Here is a 21,329-nt window from a genome sequence, read left to right as displayed (position 1 = left end):
CGCACCACCTGTGACCTCGTCCGACAACGCCGCACCACTCCCCCGCCACGGGACCCGTGGTCATGACGGTAGGCAAGTGAAGATCGGGACGAAAAGCGCGCGGGCCGAAAGCGCCCCCTTACGCTCCCTCCGTTCACTCCGAGCGCCTGCTCGGTCGAGTGAACAATCGGCTCCGGGTGGATAGAGACCTACCCGAGGGGGGTCGTGGAGCGGTGAGCGGCGCTCCGTGTGCGCTCACCGCTCCACGTCGGACGAGGAGCCTCCCGGACGGCGGCTGCTCAGACGAAGACCGCCAGGGACTTCGCCTTGCCGCCCTTGCTCTCCACGAGCCCGAGCAGCTGGCCCTGGGGCCCGTAGACGGCCACGGTGCGGCCGTCCTGGTACTCGTCGGGCATCTCGATCCGCACGCCGTTGGCGAGCAGCGAGGCCCGCCGGGCGTCCAGGTCCCAGCGCGCGAACGCGGCCGCGGCCGCCTCGCCGATCGGCATGACGGTCAGCTCCTCCTGGAGCTGGTCCAGCGTGCGCGCCTTGTCGAGCTTGTACGGGCCCACCCGGGTGCGCCGCAGCGCCGTGAGGTGGCCGCCGACGCCCAGGTCGGCGCCCAGGTCGCGGGCGAGGGCCCGGATGTAGGTGCCGCTGGAGCAGACGACGGAGACGACCAGGTCGACGACCTTGGTGCCGTCCTCGGCCTCCGCCTCCCGCATGTCGTACACCTGGAACGACGAGATGGTCACCGGGCGGGCCGGGATCTCGAAGTCCTCGCCGTCGCGGGCGCGCTTGTAGGAACGCACGCCCTTGATCTTGATGGCGCTGACCTTGGACGGGACCTGCATGATGTCGCCGGTCAGCTTGGCGATGCCCGCGTCGACGGCCTCCCGGGTGACCCCGGAGGCGTCGGCGGACCGGGTGATCTCGCCCTCGGCGTCGTCCGTGAGGGTGTACTGCCCGAGGCGGATCGTCCCGAGGTATTCCTTCTCGGTCAGCGCGAGGTGGCCGAGGAGCTTGGTGGCCTTCTCGACGCCGAGGACGAGCACGCCCGTCGCCATGGGGTCGAGGGTGCCGGCGTGGCCGACGCGGCGGGTCTTGGCGATCCCGCGCATCTTGGCGACCACGTCGTGCGAAGTGAAGCCGGACGGCTTGTCGACGATGACAAGGCCGTCCGGAGTCTTCCCTGCGTTGGTGCTCATTCCGCGGCTGTGTCCTCGGAGTCGTCGGAGTCCTCATCGGGCTTCTTGTACGGGTCGGCCTCACCGGCGTACTGGGCGCCGGAGGAGACCTCGCGCACCTGGGCGTCGGAGGCGCGCGCCTTGTCGAGGAGGTCCTCGATGGTCTTGGCGTTCTCCGGGAGGGCGTCCGCGACGAAGGTCAGGGTGGGCGTGAACTTGGTCCCCGCCGCCCGGCCGACCGCGGAACGCAGTACGCCCTTGGCGCTCTCCAGGCCCGCTGCCGCGCTGGCCCGGTCCTCGTCGTCGCCGTAGACCGTGTAGAAGACCGTGGCCTCCCGCAGGTCGCCGGTGACCCGGGTGTCGGTGATGGTCACGTGCGTGCCGAGGCGGGGGTCCTTGACTCCACGCTGCAGCTTCTGCGCCACCACCTCCCGGATGAGGTCCGCCAGCTTCTTCGCCCGCGCATTGTCGGCCACTGGTCCGTCTCCTTCTTCCTTGCAGACAAGCAATCAGTCTTCATCACCGTGGAACCGCCGCCTGACGGACAGCAGCTCCACTTCCGGACGCGCCGCGACCAGCCGCTCGCAGCGGTCCAGTACGTCCGATACGAACCCCGCGTCCCCGCTCACCAGGGCGACCCCTATGCGGGCCCTGCGGTGCAGGTCCTGGTCGCCCACCTCGGCCGCGCTCACGGCGAACTTGCGCTGGAGCTCGGCGACGATGGGCCGGACGACGGAGCGTTTCTCCTTCAGCGAATGGACGTCGCCGAGGAGCAGATCGAAGGACAGAGTCCCCACGTACATGCAGTTCCGGATATCCCGCCGGTGCGGGTTCGGTGGCCTGCCGGCCGTCGCTCGGCAGGGTCACCAGAACCGTACACGCAACGGCCGGGGCCGATCGACGGATATTCCGCCGACCGGCCCCGGTGTTACAGCTGCCTACGACACGGTGCGAACCGCCTCGCGCTTACGCGCGGGGCTTCTCGCGCATCTCGTACGTCGCGATGACGTCGTCGATCTTGATGTCGTTGAAGGAGCCGAGGTTGATACCGCCCTCGAAGCCTTCGCGGATCTCGGTGACGTCGTCCTTGAAGCGGCGCAGACCCGAGATGGTGAGGTTCTCGGCGATGACCTTGCCATCGCGCAGGAGCCGCGCCTTGGTGTTGCGCTTGACCTCGCCCGAGCGGACCAGGACACCGGCGATGTTGCCCAGCTTGGACGAGCGGAAGATCTCGCGGATCTCCGCCGTGCCGAGCTCGACCTCTTCGTACTCCGGCTTGAGCAGACCCTTCAGGGCCGCCTCGATCTCCTCGATGGCCTGGTAGATCACCGAGTAGTACCGGACGTCGACGCCCTCGCGGTCCGCCATCTGCGCGGCACGGCCGGCCGCGCGGACGTTGTAACCGATGACGATGGCGTCGGAGCCCATCGCCAGCGAGATGTCCGACTCGGTGACCGCACCCACACCGCGGTGCAGGACGCGGATGTCGACCTCTTCACCGACGTCGAGCTGGAGCAGCGAGGACTCGAGGGCCTCGACCGCACCGGACGCGTCGCCCTTGATGATGAGGTTGAGTTCCTGGACCAGACCGGCCTTGAGGACCGAGTCGAGGTCTTCCAGGGACACCCGGCGGACGCGCTTGGCGAAGTTGGCGTTGCGCTCACGCGCAGCACGCTTCTCGGCGATCTGACGGGCGGTGCGGTCCTCGTCGACGACGAGGAAGTTGTCGCCGGCGCCGGGGACGTTGGTGAGACCCAGGACCAGGACGGGGGTCGACGGACCCGCTTCCTCGACGTTGTTGCCCTTGTCGTCGAGCATGGCGCGCACGCGGCCGTAGGCGTCGCCCACGACCATCGTGTCGCCGACGCGGAGGGTACCGCGCTGGACGAGGACGGTGGCGACGGCACCGCGGCCACGGTCGAGGTGGGACTCGATCGCAATACCCTGAGCGTCCTGCTCGGGGTTGGCGCGCAGGTCGAGGGAGGCGTCGGCGGTGAGGACGACGGCCTCCAGCAGGGAGTCGATGTGCAGACCCTGCTTGGCGGAGATGTCGACGAACATCGTGTCGCCGCCGTACTCCTCGGCGACCAGACCGAACTCGGTGAGCTGACCGCGCACCTTGACCGGGTCGGCACCCTCGACGTCGATCTTGTTGACCGCGACGACGATCGGGACGCCGGCGGCCTTGGCGTGGTTGAGCGCCTCGATCGTCTGCGGCATGACGCCGTCGTTGGCCGCGACCACGAGGATCGCGATGTCGGTCGACTTGGCACCACGGGCACGCATGGCGGTGAACGCCTCGTGACCCGGGGTGTCGATGAAGGTGATGCGACGGTCTTCGTCGTTGACCTGGGTGGAGACCTGGTAGGCACCGATGTGCTGGGTGATGCCACCGGCCTCGCCCGCGACGACGTTCGTCTTGCGGATGGCGTCGAGCAGGCGGGTCTTACCGTGGTCGACGTGACCCATGACGGTCACGACCGGCGGACGCGGCATGAGGAATTCCTCGCCGCCCTCGTCCTCGCCGAACTCGATGTCGAAGCCCTCGAGCAGCTCGCGGTCCTCCTCCTCCGGGCTGACGATCTGAACGGTGTAGTTCATCTCGTCGGCGAGGAGCTGGAGGGTCTCGTCGGAGACGGACTGCGTGGCAGTGACCATCTCGCCGAGGTTCATCATGACCGCGACCAGCGACGCCGGGTTGGCGTTGATCTTCTCCGCGAAGTCGGTGAGGGACGCACCGCGCGACAGGCGAACGGTCTCGCCGTTGCCGCGGGGCAGCATCACGCCGCCCACGGACGGGGCCTGCATGGCCTCGTACTCCTGGCGCCTCTGACGCTTCGACTTGCGACCGCGACGGGCGGGCCCGCCGGGACGGCCGAAGGCACCCTGCGTGCCACCACGGGCACCCGGGCCGCCGGGACGACCGCCGAAGCCGGGACGACCGCCGCCACCGGCGCCGGCCGGGCCGCCGCCGAAGCCGCCGCCACCCGGACGCGGGCCGCCGAAGCCGCCACCGGCCGGACGCGAGCCCGGACCGGCCGGACGGCCGGCGAAGCCGCCGCCGGGACGACCCGGACCGCCGGGACGGCCTGCGCCGCCCGGACCGGGGCGGGGACCGCCGCCGGGACGGGGACCGGGACCGCCGGCAGCGGGACGCTGCGGCATCATGCCGGGGTTCGGACGGTTGCCGCCCGGGGCCGGACGCGGAGCGCCGCCCTGCGGACGGGGCATGCCGCCCGGGGTCGGACGGGCGCCGCCGGGACCCTGCGGGCGCGGGGCGCCGCCGGGGCCGCCCTGCGGACGCGGGGCACCCTGGCCGCCGGCGCCGGGGGCACCGGGACGCGGGGCGCCGGCCGGACGGGGCGCCTGCGGGCGCGCCATACCGGTGGAGCCGCCGGACGTGAACGGGTTGTTGCCCGGACGGGGACCGGCCGGACGGGCGCCCTGCGGACGCGGAGCCGGAGCACCCGGACGCGGGGCCTGGGCACCGGGGGTGGCGCCGGCCGGACGCGGGGCGCCGGGACGCGCGCCGCCCTGACCCGGGCCGGCCGGACGCTGCTGCGCCGGACGGGGGCCGGGGGACGCGGCCGGACGCGCGGGGGCGGCCGGGGGCGCGGAGAACTCGGTCGCCACGGGAGCCGCCGGAGCGGGCTTCGGGGCGGCCGGAGCCTTGGGGCCGGGACGCGGGCCGGGAGCGGCCGGAGTCACCGGGGCGGGAGCCGCCGGGGCCTCGGCAGCGGCCGGCTTGGGGGCCGGTGCGCCGGGCTTCGGGGCAGGACGTGCCGCGGTCGCCGGGGAGGGCGCCGCGGGCTTGGCGGGCGCGGCCTTGCGGGGCGCGCCGGGCTTCGCAGCGGACTTGCCGGCGTTGCCGCCGGGCCCCTGCAGTGCGTCAGTCAACTTGCGTACAACCGGCGCCTCGATCGTCGAGGACGCCGAACGGACGAATTCACCGAGTTCTTGGAGCTTGGCCATGACGACCTTGCTCTCAACCCCGAACTCCTTGGCGAGTTCGTATACCCGGACCTTAGCCACTTCGCTCCTTTTAGGTCCGGGTTACGCCGGACCGTCGCTACTTCATGGGCGTACTCATCGCGTACTCATCGAGTGCTCATCGCAATCTCGACCTACTTCCAACTCGCGAGGTACCTGACCGCACGGGGTATCCGTGCCGTACTTCTTTCTTACGGTGTCGCCACGGCCCGGTCTGCCAGGACCGTGCGCAGACCCTCCGTGTCGAGCGGTCCGGCGGACCGCAGGGCCCGGGGGAACGCCCGGCGGCGGACCGCCTGGTCGAGGCAGACCACGGCAGGGTGCACGTACGCACCCCGGCCGGGCAGCGTACCGCGAGGATCGGGGACGCATTCGTCCCCGATCGCCACGATGCGCAGCAGATCGTTCTTGGCCGCTCGCTCCCGGCACCCGACACAGGTGCGTTCGGGGCATGCGCGGGCTTGCGTCCGGCCAGACACGCCTAAGTCTACCTCCCCGTACCGACCTCACCCCTTCAGGCGAAAAATCGAACGGATGTCGTTGTGATCCACGAGGGTCCTCGGACAACGAGGACCCCCCTGTCTACCGGCCAGAAACGGTCGGCCGGTAGTCATTTATTCCCGCCGGGGGCGCCGTTTCCGGTCAGTCCCGGTCGGCGTCCGCGTCGGACGCCGGCTCGGTGTCCGGCCGGATGTCGATGCGCCAGCCGGTGAGCCGCGCGGCGAGGCGGGCGTTCTGGCCCTCCTTGCCGATGGCCAGCGACAGCTGGTAGTCGGGGACGGTCACCCGCGCGGAGCGCGAGTCCCAGTCGACGACCTCGACCTTGCTCACCCGAGCGGGTGACAGGGCGTTCGCGACCATCTCCGCCGGGTCGTCCGACCAGTCGACGATGTCGATCTTCTCGCCGTGCAGTTCGGCCATCACGTTGCGCACGCGGCTGCCCATCGGGCCGATGCAGGCGCCCTTCGGGTTCAGGCCCGAACGGGTGGACCGGACCGCGATCTTGGTGCGGTGTCCGGCCTCGCGGGCGATCGCGGAGATCTCGACGCTGCCGTCGGCGATCTCCGGGACCTCCAGGGCGAAGAGCTTCTTCACCAGGTTCGGGTGGGTGCGCGACAGGGTCACGGACGGGCCGCGGACACCCTTCGCCACGCGCACGACGTACGCCTTCAGGCGGAGCCCGTGCGGGTACTCCTCGCCGGGGACCTGCTCCTGCACCGGCAGGATGGCCTCCAGCTTGCCGATGTCGACCAGGACGTTCTTGGGGTCCTTGCCCTGCTGCACGACGCCGGTGATGACGTCGCCCTCACGGCCGGCGAACTCGCCGAAGGTCAGGTCGTCCTCGGCGTCGCGCAGACGCTGGAGGATCACCTGCTTGGCGGTCGTCGCGGCGATCCGGCCGAAGTCCGACGGGGTGTCGTCGAACTCCTTGGGCTCCTGCCCCTCCTCGAGATCGCGCGGGTCCTCCGTCGCCCAGACGACCACGTGGCCGTTGGTACGGTCCAGCACCACCCGGGCGCGGCGGAAGCTGCCCTCGGTGCGGTGGTACGCGATGAGGAGGGCCGACTCGATCGCCTCGACGAGCAGGTCGAAGGAGATCTCCTTCTCCCGGACCAGACCCCGCAGGGCACTCATGTCGATGTCCACGGCTACGCCTCCTCTTCCTTCTTGTCCTTGCGGTTGAACTCGATCTCGACACGCGCCTTGGCGATGTCGGTGAACGCGATGCGGCGGGCGGTCGCCTTGCGGCCCTTCACGCCCGGGACTTCGAGGTCCATGCCCTCGTCGTCGACGCCGAGGATGCGGGCGACCAGTTCCCCGCCCCCGCCTTCGGCGGTCAGCTGGAACTTCACGAGACGGCCGGTGGCCCGCAGGTAGTGGCGGTGCTCGCTGAGGGGGCGGTCCGCGCCCGGGGAGCTGACTTCGAGGACGTACTCGTCCTCGCCCATCACGTCGGAGGCGTCGAGCGCGTCGGAGACCTCACGGCTCAGCTCGGCGCAGGCGTCCAGCTCCACGCCTTCGTCGGAATCCACGACGATCCTCAGCATCCGGCGCCTGCCCGCCTTGGAAAGCTCGATCTCCTCGAGGTCCAGGCCCTTGGCGGCGACGAGCGGCTCCAGCAGTCCGCGCAGCCTGTCGCTCTGGGTGGTGCTCATCCGGGTGACTCCTCGGCCGCGTGTGCTGTTGTGGTTTTCCGTCGCGTGTCAGGTCAAAGGGTATCCGGTCGCGGAGGGTGTTGCCGTCCGCGCCGCCGGGCGGACCCCCGGGTACCGTGATCACACCTTGTCCCGTCATCACCCCGAGGACGTCACCGTGCCCTGGACCTTGCCTTCGAGGCCCTCGCCCTCACGCAGGAGCGTGCTCGCCGGAGCCGCCGTCGCAGCGGCCGGGTCCGCGCTGGTCACCGGGTGTTCCGGCGGGGGACACCCGGCCGGCGCGGACCAGACGGTTTCACTCGAACGGCGGATGCGGGAGGGTGCCGTCCGTGACAGCGAGCGGCTGCTGGAACGTTACGACGCCACCGCGGCCGTCCACCCCGATCTGGCCGAACGGCTGACACCGCTGCGGGCGGCCGTCGCCGCGCACGCCAAGGCCCTCGCCCTCACCACCCCGAAGGCCGGCCCGGCCCCCTCCCGGCCGGCGTCCCCCTCCCCGTCCGCCTCCCCCACCCCGAGCGTGCCGGCGGCCGGGCGGGCGGAGGTCCCGGCGAAGCCGGCCGAGGCGCTGAGCGCGCTCGCGGACGCCGAGCGCAGCCTGTCGGAGGCCCGCACCATCGCCCTGGCCGGCGCCCCCGGGGAGCTGGCCCGGATGCTGGCCTCGGTGGCGGCCTGCGGGGCCGTCCACGCCTACCTGCTGACCTCGAACCCGGGAGCCGCCTCGTGAACCCCGCCGTGAAGCCCTCCCCCGCCCCCGGCGGCCGCGCCCTGCAGGCCGCCCAGGCGGCGCTGGCCGCCGAGCACGCGGCGACCTACGGGTACGGGGTCATCGGCGCCCGGATCGCGCCCGCCCGGGCCACCGAGGCCCGCGAGGCCTACGGCCACCACGTCTCCCGCCGCGACCGGCTCACCCGGACGGTGCGGGAGCTGGGCGGCGCGCCCCGGCCGTCCGAGCCCGCGTACGCCCTGCCGTTCGAGGTGCGCTCCCCGGACGACGCCGAGCGGCTGGCCGCCGACATCGAGGACCGGGTGGCGGGCGCCTACTCGGACCTCGTCCGGGCGGCGGACGGCCAGTTGCGCCGTGACGCGGCTGACGCACTGAGCGCCGCGGCCGTGCGCGCGGCGCGCTGGCGCGGTGTCGGCGTAGCCTTCCCTGGGCTCACCGAACGCTCGGAGGGGGCCCGTACCAGCTGAAAGGGATCACGCACGCATGGCTTTCGAACCGCCGCAGCGGCTCGTACGGGCGCTCGGCGAGCTGCCGCGGACAGCGCAGGACACGCAGTGGCTGGAGCGGCTGCCCGAGCTCGCCAAGGAGGCGCTGGAGCGGCGGGACGTGGAGGCCCAGCGGGCCCTGGCCCCGGGCGGCCGCAGCAGCCTGGTGATCCTGGTCCGCTACGCCGACGGCACCCCGGCGGCCCTGAAGCTGGCGCCGCCGGCCGCCCGGCCGGACCGGGAACTGGCCGCCCTGGCCCACTGGGGCGGCTTCGGTGCGGTCCGGGTGCTGGACTCGCGCCACCACGAGGACGACGGCGCCCTCCTGCTGGAGCGGCTGCACGCGGACGTCTCCCTGCGTTCGCTCCCGGAGGCCAAGGCCCTGCTGGAGGCCTGCGGCACGCTGCGTCGCCTCTGGGTGCGCCCGCCGGCCGGCCACCCCTTCGAGACGGTGGCCGCACGCACGGCCGCGCAGTCCGAGGCCCTGCGCTCGGCACCCCCGGAGGCCCGGGCCCTCGTCGACACCGCCCTGGCCCTGCGCACGGAGCTGACCGCGCAGCCGCCCGAGGAACTCCTCCTGCACGGGAACTTCCGGCAGGGCAAGGTGCTGGCGGGCGAACGGGCGCCCTGGCTGACGGTGGGCCCGGACCCGGTGGTCGGCGAGCGGGCCTACGACCTGGCCCGGCTGGTGCGGGACCGGCTGGAGGACCAGGTGGCCTCGTCGACGGGAGCTTCCGGGGCGCGCCGGCGGGTGAACAAGCTCGCCGACTCCCTGGAGGTGGACCGGGAGCGGCTGCGGGGCTGGACGGTGTTCCGGGCGGTGGAGTCCGGGGTGCGCGCCCTGGCCGCCGGCCGGCGGCGGGACGCGGAGCTCCTGCTGGAGTTCGCGGCCTGGCTGTAGGGCATACCTTAGTAAAAGGTGTATGTCCGGCAGGGGGCCGTCATGGTCGAGCAACTGCTGACAGCGGGGATCGCCGCCGCCGCGGGCGTAGCGGTGTACCTGGGCGCTGCCGCACGGGTGGTGAAGCAGTACGAGCGGGGCGTCGTCCTGCGCTTCGGGCGGCTCCGCGAGGGGGTCCGGCCGCCCGGCTTCACGATGATCCTTCCGGTGGCGGACCGCCTGCACAAGGTGAACCTCCAGATCGTCACCCTCCCGATCCCGGCCCAGGAGGGCATCACCCGGGACAACGTCACGGTCCGCGTGGACGCGGTCGTCTACTTCAAGGTGGTCGACCCGGCGAGCGCGATCATCGCGGTGGAGGACTACCGTTTCGCCGTCTCCCAGATGGCGCAGACCTCGTTGCGCTCGATCATCGGCAAGAGCGACCTCGACGACCTCCTGTCGAACCGCGAGAAGCTGAACCAGGGCCTGGAGCTCATGATCGACAGCCCGGCGATGGGCTGGGGCGTCCAGATCGACCGGGTGGAGATCAAGGACGTCTCCCTCCCGGAGACCATGAAGCGCTCGATGGCCCGCCAGGCGGAGGCGGACCGCGAACGCCGCGCCCGCGTGATCAACGCGGACGCGGAGCTCCAGGCCTCGCACAAGCTGGCCGAGGCGGCCGCGGTGATGTCGGACCAGCCGGCCGCCCTCCAGCTGCGCCTCCTCCAGACGGTGATCGCGGTCGCGGCGGAGAAGAACTCCACCCTCGTCCTCCCCTTCCCGGTGGAACTCCTGCGCTTCCTGGAACGCGCGGCCCCGCCCCCCGCGGCCCCCGCCGCCCCACCGCAATCCCTCCCGACCCCGGCCCCGGCGGCCCGGACCCCGGCCGACACCCCCGCCCCGGACGCCGCCCCGCCGCCGCTGGACCTGGCCGTTCCGCCCCGGGACGCCCTCCCATCGCTGGAAGACCCCACGGCCCCGGACCCGGCCCAGGACCCCCCGACGGCGTGAGGACGACGAGACCGACGGGGGAACCCCGGGGCAACTCGCGCGGGCCAGGGGTGCTCCCTACACCACCCGCCCCAGGGCCTCCTCCAGCGCCAGTTCCACCCGCTCCCCCGTCCGCCGGTCCTGGAGCTCGACCACCCCGTCCGCCGACCGGCGGCCCGCCACCAGGATCCAGGGCACGCCGATGAGCTCCGCGTCCGTGAGCTTCACCCCCGGCGAGATCCCGGCCCGGTCGTCCAGCAGGACCCGCTTCCCCGCGGCCGCCAGGGCCTCCGCCGCCCGCTCGGCCAGCGCCAGCGGGACGGCCTTGCCCGCCGCCACCACGTGCACGTCCGCCGGGGCCACCTCGGCCGGCCAGCACAGCCCGCGTGCGTCGGCCGTCTGCTCGGCCAGCGCGGCCACCGCCCGGGACACACCGATGCCGTACGAGCCCATGGTGACCCGCACCGGCTTGCCCTGCGGGCCGAGCACGTCCAGCCCGAAGGCGTCCGCGTACTTCCGGCCCAGCTGGAAGATGTGCCCGATCTCGATCGCCCGGTCCAGCCGCAGCCCCGCGCCGCACTTCGGGCAGGGGTCGCCCGGCTCCACCACGACCACGTCCAGGTACCGGTCCACCTCGAAGTCGCGCCCGCAGACCACGTTCCGCGCGTGCGTGTCGGCCTTGTTGGCGCCGGTCACCCAGGCGGTCCCCGGTGCCACCCGGGGGTCGGCCAGATAGGTCACCTTCTCCAGGCCCTGCGGGCCCACGTAGCCGCGTACCAGATCGGGCCGCCCCGCGAAGTCCTCGGCCGTCACCAGCTCCACCACCGCCGGGGCCAGGTGCTCCCCGAGCTTGCCCAGGTCCACCTCCCGGTCCCCGGGCACGCCGACTGCGGTGATCTCCCCGTCGACCTTCACCAGGAGGTTCTTCAGCGTGGCGGAAGCGGGAACCCCCAGATGCGCGGCCAGGGTCTCGATCGTGGGCGTGTCCGGGGTCGCGATCTCCTCCATCGGCCCGAACCCGGCCCCGGCATCGGCGACCGGCTCCGCCACGAAGGTCACCGCCTCCGTGTTCGCCGCGTAGTCACACTCCGGGCAGTCCACGAACGTGTCCTCGCCCGCCGCGGCCGGCGCCAGGAACTCCTCCGACGCCGAGCCGCCCATCGCACCCGACACGGCCGACACGATCCGGTGGTCGAGCCCGAGCCGCTCGAAGATCCGTACGTACGCCTCGCGGTGGAGCCGGTAGGACTCCGCCAGTCCTTCCTCCGTCACGTCGAAGGAGTACGAGTCCTTCATCTGGAACTCGCGCCCGCGCAGCACCCCGGACCGGGGCCGGGCCTCGTCGCGGTACTTGGTCTGGATCTGGTACAGCATCACGGGCAGGTCCTTGTAGGACGTGCACTGGTCCTTCACCACGAGGGTGAAGATCTCCTCGTGGGTGGGTCCGAGCAGGTAGTCGGCGCCCTTGCGGTCCTTGAGGCGGAACAGCAGGTCCCCGTACTCCGACCAGCGGCCGCTGACCTCGTACGGCTCCTTGGGCAGCAACGCCGGCAGCAGCACCTCCTGGGCCCCGATCGCGTCCATCTCCTCGCGGACGATGCGCGAGACGCTGTCGAGGACCTTCTTGCCGAGCGGCAGCCAGGTCCACACCCCCGCGGAGCTGCGCCGGACGTAGCCGGCGCGGACGAGGAGGCGGTGGCTGAGGGTCTCGGCGTCGGCCGGGTCCTCCCGGAGGGTCTTGGCCATCAGACGGGACATGCGCTGCACGTGTTGCGTTGACATGCGGCGAGGCTATCCGGGCCTGCCGTGCCCGGGTACCGAATTCAGCCCCGGCGCAGCGGCAGCGGCGCGCCCATGACCGCGTACGGCAGGCTCGCGCTCGGGAAGTGGACCTTGCGGGCCAGGTCCTGATAGCCGAGGGTGCCGTAGAGCCTGCGGGCCGGGCTGTCGGTGTCGATGGCGGAGAGGATCGAGCGGGGCTCCTCGGCGCCGTCGGTGATCCGGGTGATCAGCGCGCGGCCGACTCCGCAGCCCTGGAAGCCGGGGTGGACGTGCAGCTCGGTGATCACGAAGGAGCCGTCGAGCCAGTCCTCGGTGCCGGTGGCCCTCAGGTAGGGCTCGACGATCGTGGACCACCAGTGGGCACGGTCGTTGGGCATCCCGTAGACGAAACCGGCGAGGGCTCCGTCGTCGGTGAAGGCGCCGAGCGCGCGGGCGCCGCGGCAGGTCATGTGGCGCTGGACGATGTAGCGCCGGATGCCGACCTCCTCCTCGCTGAGCCCGAAGGCCACGGCCTGCACGCGCAGGGCCTCGTCCACGCGGCCGGCGAGGTCGAGGTGCCCGATGCGCAGTCCGGCGGGCCGTGCGGGGTCGTCGCCCCCGTGGGTAGGCAGCATGCGGCCGACCATACTGCGGGGTACGGCCGCTGCGGTACGGCTTCCCGGACGAAACCGGCCGCACCCGGCGGTGCGTTGCCACAGCCGCCCCCGCACCGGATCCGCGCCCGCACGCCCGGGCGGCCCGGGCCGCGCGAACGGAGTGCTCACCCGCTCAGAACAGCACGCTCATGAACGCCCCCACCTCACGGAACCCCACCCGCCGGTAGGCGGCCCGCGCGGCGGTGTTGAAGTCGTTGACGTACAGGCTGACCACGGGCGCGACGTCCCGCAGCGCGAACTCCACGACGGCTGCCATGCCGCTCTCGGAGTGCCCCCGGCCGCGGAACTCGGGGGCCACCCAGACGCCCTGGATCTGGCAGGCCTGGGCGGTGGCGGCGCCGATCTCGGCCTTGAAGACGACCTTGCCGTTCTCGACGCGGGCGAAGGAGCGGCCGCTGCCGACCAGCTCGGCGACCCGTGCCTGGTAGAGCAGGCCGCCGTCCCCGGCCAGGGGCGAGATGCCGACCTCCTCGGTGAACATGGCCACGCAGGCGGGCATGATCATGTCCATCTCGTCCTTGCGGATCCGGCGGACGAGCGGGTCGGGCGCGACCTCCGCGGACGGCTGCTCGGTGGCCATGAGCGGCTGGTGGGCGCGGACGTCGCGGGCGGGGCCCCAGCTGGGCTCCAGGAGCTGCCACAGCAGCCGGGTGGCCTCGGCGGGGCCGACGATGGAGGAACAGCGGCGGCCGGTGCGGCGGGCCCGGTCGGCGAAGGCGCGGACCGCTTCGGGGCCGGCGCAGACGGGGACGAGGTTGGCGCCCGCGTAGCACAGGGAGCGCAGTTCGCCGCCGGAGTACCAGCCCCACATCTCGCCGCCCAGGCGCCAGGGGTCGAGTCCGGCTACCTGGACCCGGGAGGTGACGAAGGCGTTCTCGACCGGCTCGCGTCGGAGGATGGCGAGCGCGGCGTCCAGATCACTGGGCTCAAGGACCCGGGTGGTTGTCTGAGTCAACACGGGGGCCTCACGGTGCAAGTCTGCTGATCTCCGCACTGTACCCGCCGGGGCGCGGGGATGCCGCGTCCCCCAGGTCACGAAAAGGGCCCCGGCCCCGGCCCCTGGGCGGGGTGCGGGGCCGGGGCCCGAAGGCGCCTGGAGAACTCAGACGCCGATGGCGACGCTGGGCTCGCCGGAGGCGATCCCGTCCTTCTCCATCTGCTCGGCGATCTTCAGGGCCTCCTCGATGAGGGTCTCCACGATCTTGGACTCGGGGACGGTCTTGATGACCTCGCCCTTGACGAAGATCTGGCCCTTGCCGTTGCCGGAGGCGACGCCGAGGTCGGCCTCGCGGGCCTCGCCGGGGCCGTTGACGACGCAGCCCATGACGGCGACGCGCAGCGGCACGGTCATGCCGTCCAGGCCCGCCGTGACCTCCTCGGCCAGCTTGTAGACGTCGACCTGGGCGCGGCCGCAGGACGGGCAGGAGACGATCTCCAGGCGGCGCTGGCGGAGGTTGAGCGACTCCAGGATCTGGATGCCGACCTTGATCTCCTCGGCCGGGGGCGCGGAGAGCGAGACCCGGATGGTGTCGCCGATGCCCTGGGAGAGCAGGGCGCCGAAGGCGACGGCGGACTTGATGGTGCCCTGGAAGGCGGGGCCGGCCTCGGTGACGCCGAGGTGCAGCGGGTAGTCGCACTGGGCGGCGAGCTGGCGGTAGGCCTCGACCATGACGACCGGGTCGTTGTGCTTGACCGAGATCTTGATGTCGCGGAAGTCGTGCTCCTCGAAGAGGGAGGCCTCCCACAGCGCGGACTCGACCAGCGCCTCGGGGGTGGCCTTGCCGTACTTCTTGAGCAGCCGGGCGTCGAGGGAGCCGGCGTTGACGCCGATGCGGATCGGGGTGCCCGCGTCGCCGGCGGCCTTCGCGATCTCCTTGACCTTGTCGTCGAACTGCTTGATGTTGCCCGGGTTGACGCGGACGGCGGCACAGCCGGCGTCGATCGCGGCGAACACGTACTTGGGCTGGAAGTGGATGTCGGCGATGACCGGGATCTGCGACTTCTTGGCGATCACGGCGAGCGCGTCGGCGTCGTCCTGCGTGGGGCAGGCGACGCGGACGATCTGGCAGCCGGAGGCGGTCAGCTCGGCGATCTGCTGGAGCGTCGCGCCGATGTCGGACGTCCGGGTGGTGGTCATCGACTGCACCGAGACGGGTGCGTCGCCTCCGACGGCCACGGAGCCGACCTGGATCTTGCGGCTGACCCGGCGGTCGGCAAGCTTCGTCGGCACGGACGGCATTCCGAGAGAGATGGCAGTCATCTGCTGTGCAACCCCAAGGTGTGGATCGAGGTCCCGAGATCGGCGGGCTCCGGCCTTTGAGGTTACGCCAATGCGCGCGTGCCCCACGCATCCGAGGGTGCGGCGCCACCCGAACGTAGGGAGCCGGGCACGGTGCGTGCCCGGCTCCGGTGTCACGGCGGCGTGCCGGCCGCGCCGGCCGCCCGCGCTAGTTGATCTTGATCGGGTTGACCACGTCCGCGACGAGCACCAGCAGCGTGAAGCAGACGAAGACGCCCGCGACCACGTACGCGGCGGGCATCAGCTTCGCCACGTCGAAGGGGCCGGGGTCGGCGCGCCGGAAGACCTTCGCCACGGTGCGGCGGACGGACTCCCACAGGGCGCCGGCGATGTGGCCGCCGTCGAGCGGGAGCAGCGGGAGCATGTTGAACAGGAACAGCGACAGGTTGAACCCGGCCAGCAGGTTGAGGAAGAACACCAGCTGGTACTGGGCGGGGATGTCGAGGTTGAAGATCTGGCTGCTCACGCGGGCCGCGCCGACGACGCCCATGGGGCTGTCCTGCTTGCGCTCGGCGCCGTTGAAGGCGGCGTTCCACAGGTCCGGGACCTTGCCGGGGAGGTCGACGAGGGACTGGACTCCGGCCTCCATCATCTCGCCCATGCGGCTGACGGACTGGCCGAAGGTCTGCGGGACGTAGCCGACGGCGGGGGCGAAGCCGAGGAAGCCTGCGGTGACGTACTGGTCCTTGACGTAGCGGCCGGCGGCGTCGGTCTTGGCGACCTTGTTCTCGATCAGGTTGGCGTGCAGGTCGAGGCGCTTGCCGGCCCGCTCGACGGTGATCACGGCGGGGCCGACGGTGGCGCGGATGTCCTTCTGGAGGACGGACCAGTCGCTCACCGGGCGGCCGTTGAAGGCGACGATCTTGTCCTGTGCCTGGAGTCCGGCGGCCTTGGCCGGGGCGGCCGGGTCGCCCGCGGCGCACTTGTCGCGCTTCTCGCTCTGCTGGATGACGCAGTCGGAGACCGAGCTGACGACGGTGGTCTGGGTGTTCAGCCCGAAGGTCATCAGCGTGGTGAGGAAGATCGCCACGGCCAGGACCAGGTTCATGAACGGGCCGGCGAACATCACGATGACGCGCTTCCAGGGCCGGCGCGTGTAGAAGAGCCGGCTCTCGTCGCCGGGCTGGAGCTCCTCGTACGCGGCCGACCGGGCGTCCTCGATCATCGACCGGAACGGCGAGGTCGAGCGGGCGGTGACCCGGCCGTCGTCGCCGGGCGGGAACATCCCGATCATGCGGATGTAGCCGCCCATCGGGATGGCCTTGATGCCGTACTCGGTCTCGCCCTTCCTGCGCGACCAGATGGTCGGCCCGAAGCCGACCATGTACTGCGGCACCCGGATGCCGAACAGCTTGGCCGTGGAGAGGTGGCCGAGCTCGTGCCAGGCGATGGAGACCAGCAGGCCGAACGCGAAGAGCACGACCCCGAGTACCGTCATCAAAGCCGTCATGCGCCCGCCTCCACGGCGGCCCGCGCCGCCATCTCCCGTGCCCGGGCCCTGGCCCAGGTCTCCGCTTCGAGGACGTCCTGGACGGTGAGGGAAGTTCCCGTCCGCGGCGTCCCGTGCTCATCGACCACTGCGGAGACCGTATCCATGATTGCTGTGAACGGCAGCCGGCCTCCGAGGAAGGCCTCGACGCATTCCTCGTTCGCGGCGTTGAACACGGCGGGGGCGGTACCGCCCAGGGTGCCGACGTGCCGGGCGAGGCCCACGGAGGGGAAGGCCTCGGTGTCCAGGGGGAAGAACTCCCAGGTGGATGCCTTGGTCCAGTCGAAGGCGGGGGCCGCGTCGGGCACGCGCTGGGGCCAGCCGAGGCCGATCGCGATGGGGCCGCGCATGTCGGGCGGGGTGGCCTGGGCGAGGGTGGAGCCGTCCGAGAACTCGACCATGGAGTGCACGTACGACTGGGGGTGGACCACGACCTCGATGCGGTCGAAGGGGATGTCGTAGAGCAGGTGCGCCTCGATGACCTCCAGCCCCTTGTTGACCAGGGTGGCCGAGTTGACCGTGATCACCGGGCCCATGGCCCAGGTGGGGTGTGCGAGGGCGTCCTGGACGGTGACGGAGGCCAGCTCCGCCCGGGTGCGGCCGCGGAAGGGGCCGCCCGAGGCGGTGACGACCAGCTTGCGCACGTCGGCGCGGGTGCCGGCGGCGAGGGCCTGGAAGAGCGCCGCGTGCTCGGAGTCCACGGGGATGATCTGCCCCGGTGCGGCGAGCGCCTTGACCAGCGGGCCGCCGACGATCAGCGACTCCTTGTTGGCCAGCGCGAGGGTCCGGCCCGCGCGGAGCGCGGCGAGGGTGGACGCGAGGCCGATGGAGCCGGTGATGCCGTTGAGGACGGTGTGGCAGGGGGAGGCGGCGAGTTCGGTCGCCGCGTCGGGTCCGGCGAGGATCTCGGGCAGCGGCTCGGAGGGCCCGTACGCGGCGCTCAGCGCCTCCTTCAGGGCCGGCACGGCGTCCTCCCGGGCGACGGCCACGGTCTGCACCCGCAGGGTCCGGGCCTGCTCCGCCAGGAGGGCGGTGCGGCCGCCCGCGGCGGAGAGCGCGGTGACCCGGAAGCGGTCCGGGTTGCGCAGGGCGAGGTCGATGGCCTGGGTGCCGATGGACCCGGTCGACCCGAGGATGACGATGTCCCGGCGGCCGGCCGCGGCGTCGAAGAGGAGGTGCGGGTCGGCGAGGGGGGCTGGACTGTCGCTCATGCCCCCCATTGTTGCCGCTCCTCAGGGGCGTTTGGACACGGAGTCCCCGTCCGTGACCCGGGCGAGGAGTTCGGGGAGGGTGCCGGCGAAGTCGGGCAGGGCGCGGGCGGCGCGCCACCAGGCCTGCGGGTCGTCGCCGAGGGCCGCGTCGAAGAGCCGGTCGGCCTCGGCACGGGCGGCGAGGACGGCGGCGGGCCGGTCGTGGCGGTCGGGGTGGCCGATGTCGCCGAGCCACTGGTCCTCGTCCAGCGCCCAGCAGGCGGGGACCTTGTGCCGGATGACGTCGGCGCCGGTGAGCAGGGAGCGGTCGAGGCAGTCACGCACCCAGCGGACGTCCTCGGCGGCGGTGTCCATCGGCACGGCGAGGCTGACCAGGGCCAGCTCGCGCTCCCAGGCCCCGGACGGCTCGGCGGGGGCCGTCTCGGGCGCGAGGTGGCGTACGGCGCGGGCCAGGGCCGGGTCGTGCCGTACGGCACCGGGCGCGGCCGGGCTGCCGGCGGCGAGCGCGGCGGCCAGCTCGGGCAGGGTGCCGGGGAAGGCGGCGGCGCGGCGGGGCAGCTCGGCCCACAGCCGGGGGTCCTCGCCGAGCAGGGGGCGCAGGGCGCGGTGGACGGCCGACTGCATCTCGGCCTGCTCGGGCAGGCTCCAGCGCAGGCCGGAGGTGACGGGGAGGTGGCCGAGCAGCAGGGTGCGGGCGGCCGGGGCGGTGTGGGCGACGAGCTCGTCGCAGGTCAGCAGGCCCATGCGGACGGCGCGGACGGCGGGCCGGTACCAGTGGCGCCCGTAGGGCTGTCCGGCGCGCGCGTCGAGCAGGGCGAGGCACTCCGCGCGGGTGAGGCCGCCCGCGAGGAGCAGGGCTTCGACGGCGCCGGCCGGCAGCGGGGTGCGGGCGTGGGCGCGCAGCAGCCGTCCGGGGTCGAGGTCGTGCGGCATGCGCAGCAGGGTGAGCGGGATCCGGGGGCGGCGGCCGTGGCGGCGCAGCAGGGCGGTCAGCTGGTCGGTGGTGAAGGGGCCGGGGCCCACCTCGGCGAGCAGTTCCGGGCCGGGCCCGGGCCGGGCGGCGTACCGCGCGGGGCCGGGCAGGCCGGGCAGGGGGCGGCCCACCACGTGCGGGTTGCGGGTGATGTAGTGCCGGTCGGCGTCGGTGCCGTGGCGCAGCAGCAGGGTGACGGCGGCGGCGGGCAGCCACTCGTCGCGGCACAGGTACTTGCGGACGGGCTCGTCGAGCCGGTCGAGGAGGGCGGCGACGACCTGGTGCGGTGCGTGGCGCAGCAGGTGCGCCACGCACCGGGCCAGCCGTCTGCTGGCCCGGTCCTCCTCGGCCGTCGGCATCGTCCTCGCCCGCCTCGCGCTCGTACCCGTCCTCGCACATCCGTCCGGACACTGCCGATGATGGCAGGTCAGCGCAGGGGACGGTGAACGTTTTTCCTCGTGGAGGGGCCGGGGGCGGCGTCGGCGATCCAGGGGCCGTCGCCCGAGGGGTCGAGGACGCCTTCCTCCAGCCAGGTGTAGGTGCCGGAGAGGACGCCCTGGACGACCTTGCGGTCGAGGTCGTCGGTGTTGGCCCACAGGCGGCCGAAGAGCTCCTCGACGCGCAGCCGGGACTGGCGGCAGAAGGCGTCGGCGAGCTGGTAGGCCTCGCGGCCGTGGTCCCCGGTGGCGCGCAGGTGCTCGGCGCGGACGCAGGCCGCGCTCATCGCGAAGAGCTCGGCGCCGATGTCGACGATCCGTCCGAGGAAGCCCTGCTTTGTCTCCATGCGGCCCTGCCAGCGCGACATGGCGTAGAAGGTCGAGCGGGCGAGTTTGCGGGCGCCGCGCTCGACGTAGCGCAGGTGGGTGGCGAGGTCGGGGTGGCCCGCGGGGTGGAACTCGCGGTAGGTGCCGGGGACCTGGCCGGGTCCGGCGGCGAGCTTGGGCAGCCAGCGGGCGTAGAAGCCGGCCGCGCGGGCGCCGGCCCTGGCCTTGTCGCCGAGGTCCTTGTCGGGGTCGATGAGGTCGCCGGCGACGGAGAGGTGGGCGTCGACGGCCTCGCGGGCGATCAGCAGGTGCATGATCTCGGTGGATCCCTCGAAGATCCGGTTGATGCGCAGGTCGCGCAGCAGCTGTTCGGCGGGGACGGCCCGTTCGCCGCGCGCGGCGAGGGAGTCGGCGGTCTCGAAGCCGCGTCCGCCGCGGATCTGGACCAGCTCGTCGGCCATCAGGCAGGCCATCTCGGAGCCGTAGAGCTTGGCGAGGGCGGCCTCGATGCGGATGTCGTTGCGGTCCTCGTCGGCCATCTGCGAGGCGAGGTCCACCACGGCCTCCAGGGCGAAGGTGGTCGCGGCGATGAAGGAGATCTTCGCCCCCACCGCCTCGTGCCGTGCGACGGGCCGGCCCCACTGCTCGCGGACCCCCGACCATTCGCGCGCGATCTTCAGGCACCACTTGCCGGCACCGACGCACATGGCGGGCAGGGACAGCCGTCCGGTGTTGAGGGTGGTCAGCGCGATCTTGAGGCCGGCGCCCTCGGGGCCGATCCGCTGGGAGGCGGGGACGCGGACTCGGTGGAAGCGGGTGACGCCGTTCTCCAGGCCGCGCAGGCCCATGAAGGCGTTGCGGTGCTCGACGGTGATGCCGGGGGAGTCGGCCTCGACGACGAAGGCGGTGATCCCGCCGCGATGGTTCTCGCTCTTGGGGACCCGGGCCATGACGACGAGCAGGTCGGCGACGACCCCGTTGGTGGTCCAGAGCTTCACCCCGTCGAGGACGTACGCCTCCTCGCCGTCCTCCGTGACCGGGACGGCCGTGGTGGCCAGGCGCGCCGGGTCGGAGCCGACGTCGGGCTCGGTGAGGAGGAACGCGCTGATCGCGGTGGTGGCGCAGCGCGGCAGGTAGGCGTCCTTCTGCTCCTTGGTGCCGAACATCTTCAGCGGCTGGGGGACGCCGATGGACTGGTGGGCGGAGAGCAGGGCGCCGATGGCCGGGCTGACGGAGCCGACGAGGGCGAGCGCCTTGTTGTAGTACACCTGGGTGAGGCCCAGGCCCCCGTACTCGGGGCTGATCTTCATGCCGAGGGCGCCGAGCTCCTTGAGCCCGCGCACGGTCTCGTCGGGGATCCGGGCCTCGCGCTCGATGCGCTGCCCGTCGATCTCGTTCTCGCAGAACTCCCGCAGCCGGGCCAGGAAGGCCTCGCCGCGGCGGACGTCCTCGTCGGCGGGGAGCGGATGGGGGTGGATCAGGTCGAGCCGGAAGCGGCCGAGGAAGAGCTCCTTGGCGAAGCTGGGTTTGCGCCAGTCCTGCTCCCGGGCCGCTTCCGCGACCTGCCGTGCCTCGCGCTCGGTCACCTTGGGCTGTACGGGCTGTGTTGCGGACATGCGGGGACTCACCTCGCCGCCAAGTCGGATGACTTTCCGGGATACCGGTCGTTGCTACCTGTCAGTCGTACCCCCTCCGGGGCCCCCGGAAAAGCGGGGCGGGCAGGGTGGGGGAACGGACGGGCGAACGGCTGACGGCCGG

19 protein-coding genes are annotated in these 21,329 nt (G+C 72.6%); 4 read left to right on the top strand and 15 right to left on the bottom strand.

All coding sequences use genetic code 11. From position 1 onward, the window contains the following. Positions 1-278 precede the first annotated feature (278 nt). The 7 genes from truB to rimP form a co-directional block, all read right to left on the bottom strand. Positions 279-1,187 (bottom strand): tRNA pseudouridine(55) synthase TruB, encoded by a 909-nt coding sequence (gene truB, locus BX286_RS26680; RefSeq protein WP_079430056.1) that lies wholly within the window; start codon positions 1,185-1,187, stop codon positions 279-281. Next, positions 1,184-1,642: a 30S ribosome-binding factor RbfA gene (gene rbfA / locus BX286_RS26675; protein ID WP_079430055.1), complete on the bottom strand. Its 459-nt coding sequence runs from the start codon at positions 1,640-1,642 to the stop codon at positions 1,184-1,186. The genes truB and rbfA overlap by 4 nt, the downstream gene beginning before the upstream one ends. Before the next feature lie 33 nt (positions 1,643-1,675). Further along, on the bottom strand, positions 1,676-1,969 hold the full coding sequence (locus BX286_RS26670; RefSeq protein WP_079430054.1) for a DUF503 domain-containing protein: 294 nt from the start codon (positions 1,967-1,969) through the stop codon (positions 1,676-1,678). Positions 1,970-2,132: 163 nt separating this feature from the next. Further along, a complete protein-coding gene (gene infB, locus BX286_RS26665; RefSeq protein WP_079430053.1) occupies positions 2,133-5,198 on the bottom strand; it encodes a translation initiation factor IF-2 in 3,066 nt (1,021 codons plus the stop codon). A 149-nt stretch (positions 5,199-5,347) separates the two neighbouring features. Further along, positions 5,348-5,635, bottom strand: a complete 288-nt coding sequence (locus BX286_RS26660; protein ID WP_079430052.1) for a YlxR family protein — start codon at positions 5,633-5,635, stop codon at positions 5,348-5,350. 163 nt (positions 5,636-5,798) lie between these two features. Further along, positions 5,799-6,803 carry a transcription termination factor NusA gene (nusA, locus tag BX286_RS26655; RefSeq protein WP_079430051.1) on the bottom strand — a complete coding sequence of 335 codons (1,005 nt, stop codon included), beginning with the start codon at positions 6,801-6,803 and terminating at the stop codon, positions 5,799-5,801. 2 nt (positions 6,804-6,805) lie between these two features. Further along, positions 6,806-7,312, bottom strand: coding sequence for a ribosome maturation factor RimP (rimP, locus tag BX286_RS26650; RefSeq protein ID WP_079430050.1), 507 nt, complete (start codon positions 7,310-7,312; stop codon positions 6,806-6,808). A 202-nt stretch (positions 7,313-7,514) separates the two neighbouring features. Between rimP and BX286_RS26645 the strand changes: the two genes are divergently transcribed. The 4 genes from BX286_RS26645 to BX286_RS26630 are packed head-to-tail and all read left to right on the top strand — an operon-like array spanning position 7,515 to position 10,418. After that, complete coding sequence (locus tag BX286_RS26645) at positions 7,515-8,039, top strand: hypothetical protein (protein WP_261993516.1); 525 nt, start codon at positions 7,515-7,517, stop codon at positions 8,037-8,039. Beyond that, a complete protein-coding gene (locus BX286_RS26640) occupies positions 8,036-8,506 on the top strand; it encodes a ferritin-like domain-containing protein (protein ID WP_167747607.1) in 471 nt (156 codons plus the stop codon). The genes BX286_RS26645 and BX286_RS26640 overlap by 4 nt, the downstream gene beginning before the upstream one ends. A gap of 16 nt (positions 8,507-8,522) precedes the next feature. Further along, positions 8,523-9,425, top strand: a complete 903-nt coding sequence (locus BX286_RS26635; RefSeq protein WP_079430047.1) for an aminoglycoside phosphotransferase family protein — start codon at positions 8,523-8,525, stop codon at positions 9,423-9,425. A gap of 42 nt (positions 9,426-9,467) precedes the next feature. Continuing rightward, positions 9,468-10,418: a slipin family protein gene (locus tag BX286_RS26630; RefSeq protein ID WP_261993515.1), complete on the top strand. Its 951-nt coding sequence runs from the start codon at positions 9,468-9,470 to the stop codon at positions 10,416-10,418. 57 nt (positions 10,419-10,475) lie between these two features. Here BX286_RS26630 and BX286_RS26625 read toward each other — a convergent pair whose 3' ends face one another. The 8 genes from BX286_RS26625 to BX286_RS26590 form a co-directional block, all read right to left on the bottom strand. Then, positions 10,476-12,179, bottom strand: coding sequence for a proline--tRNA ligase (locus BX286_RS26625; protein WP_100862761.1), 1,704 nt, complete (start codon positions 12,177-12,179; stop codon positions 10,476-10,478). A gap of 41 nt (positions 12,180-12,220) precedes the next feature. Continuing rightward, complete coding sequence (locus BX286_RS26620; RefSeq protein WP_121017734.1) at positions 12,221-12,793, bottom strand: GNAT family N-acetyltransferase; 573 nt, start codon at positions 12,791-12,793, stop codon at positions 12,221-12,223. Positions 12,794-12,947: 154 nt separating this feature from the next. Beyond that, a complete protein-coding gene (locus BX286_RS26615; protein ID WP_185117168.1) occupies positions 12,948-13,793 on the bottom strand; it encodes a GNAT family N-acetyltransferase in 846 nt (281 codons plus the stop codon). A 144-nt stretch (positions 13,794-13,937) separates the two neighbouring features. Then, positions 13,938-15,095, bottom strand: coding sequence for a flavodoxin-dependent (E)-4-hydroxy-3-methylbut-2-enyl-diphosphate synthase (gene ispG / locus BX286_RS26610; protein WP_079430044.1), 1,158 nt, complete (start codon positions 15,093-15,095; stop codon positions 13,938-13,940). 187 nt (positions 15,096-15,282) lie between these two features. Next, positions 15,283-16,584, bottom strand: coding sequence for an RIP metalloprotease (locus BX286_RS26605; RefSeq protein WP_079430043.1), 1,302 nt, complete (start codon positions 16,582-16,584; stop codon positions 15,283-15,285). After that, entirely contained in the window at positions 16,581-17,843 is a 1,263-nt protein-coding gene (gene dxr / locus BX286_RS26600) for a 1-deoxy-D-xylulose-5-phosphate reductoisomerase (RefSeq protein WP_187344195.1), read from the bottom strand. Before dxr ends, BX286_RS26605 begins: the two co-directional genes overlap by 4 nt. A gap of 12 nt (positions 17,844-17,855) precedes the next feature. Continuing rightward, positions 17,856-19,166, bottom strand: a complete 1,311-nt coding sequence (locus tag BX286_RS26595; RefSeq protein WP_100862762.1) for a hypothetical protein — start codon at positions 19,164-19,166, stop codon at positions 17,856-17,858. A gap of 68 nt (positions 19,167-19,234) precedes the next feature. Further along, positions 19,235-21,187 carry an acyl-CoA dehydrogenase family protein gene (locus BX286_RS26590; RefSeq protein WP_079430041.1) on the bottom strand — a complete coding sequence of 651 codons (1,953 nt, stop codon included), beginning with the start codon at positions 21,185-21,187 and terminating at the stop codon, positions 19,235-19,237. Positions 21,188-21,329 lie beyond the last annotated feature (142 nt).

It is taken from the genome of Streptomyces sp. 3211.6 (assembly GCF_003634815.1).
Taxonomy (GTDB): Bacteria; Actinomycetota; Actinomycetes; order Streptomycetales; family Streptomycetaceae; genus Streptomyces; species Streptomyces katrae_A.
This window is presented reverse-complemented; position numbering and strand designations above follow the sequence as displayed.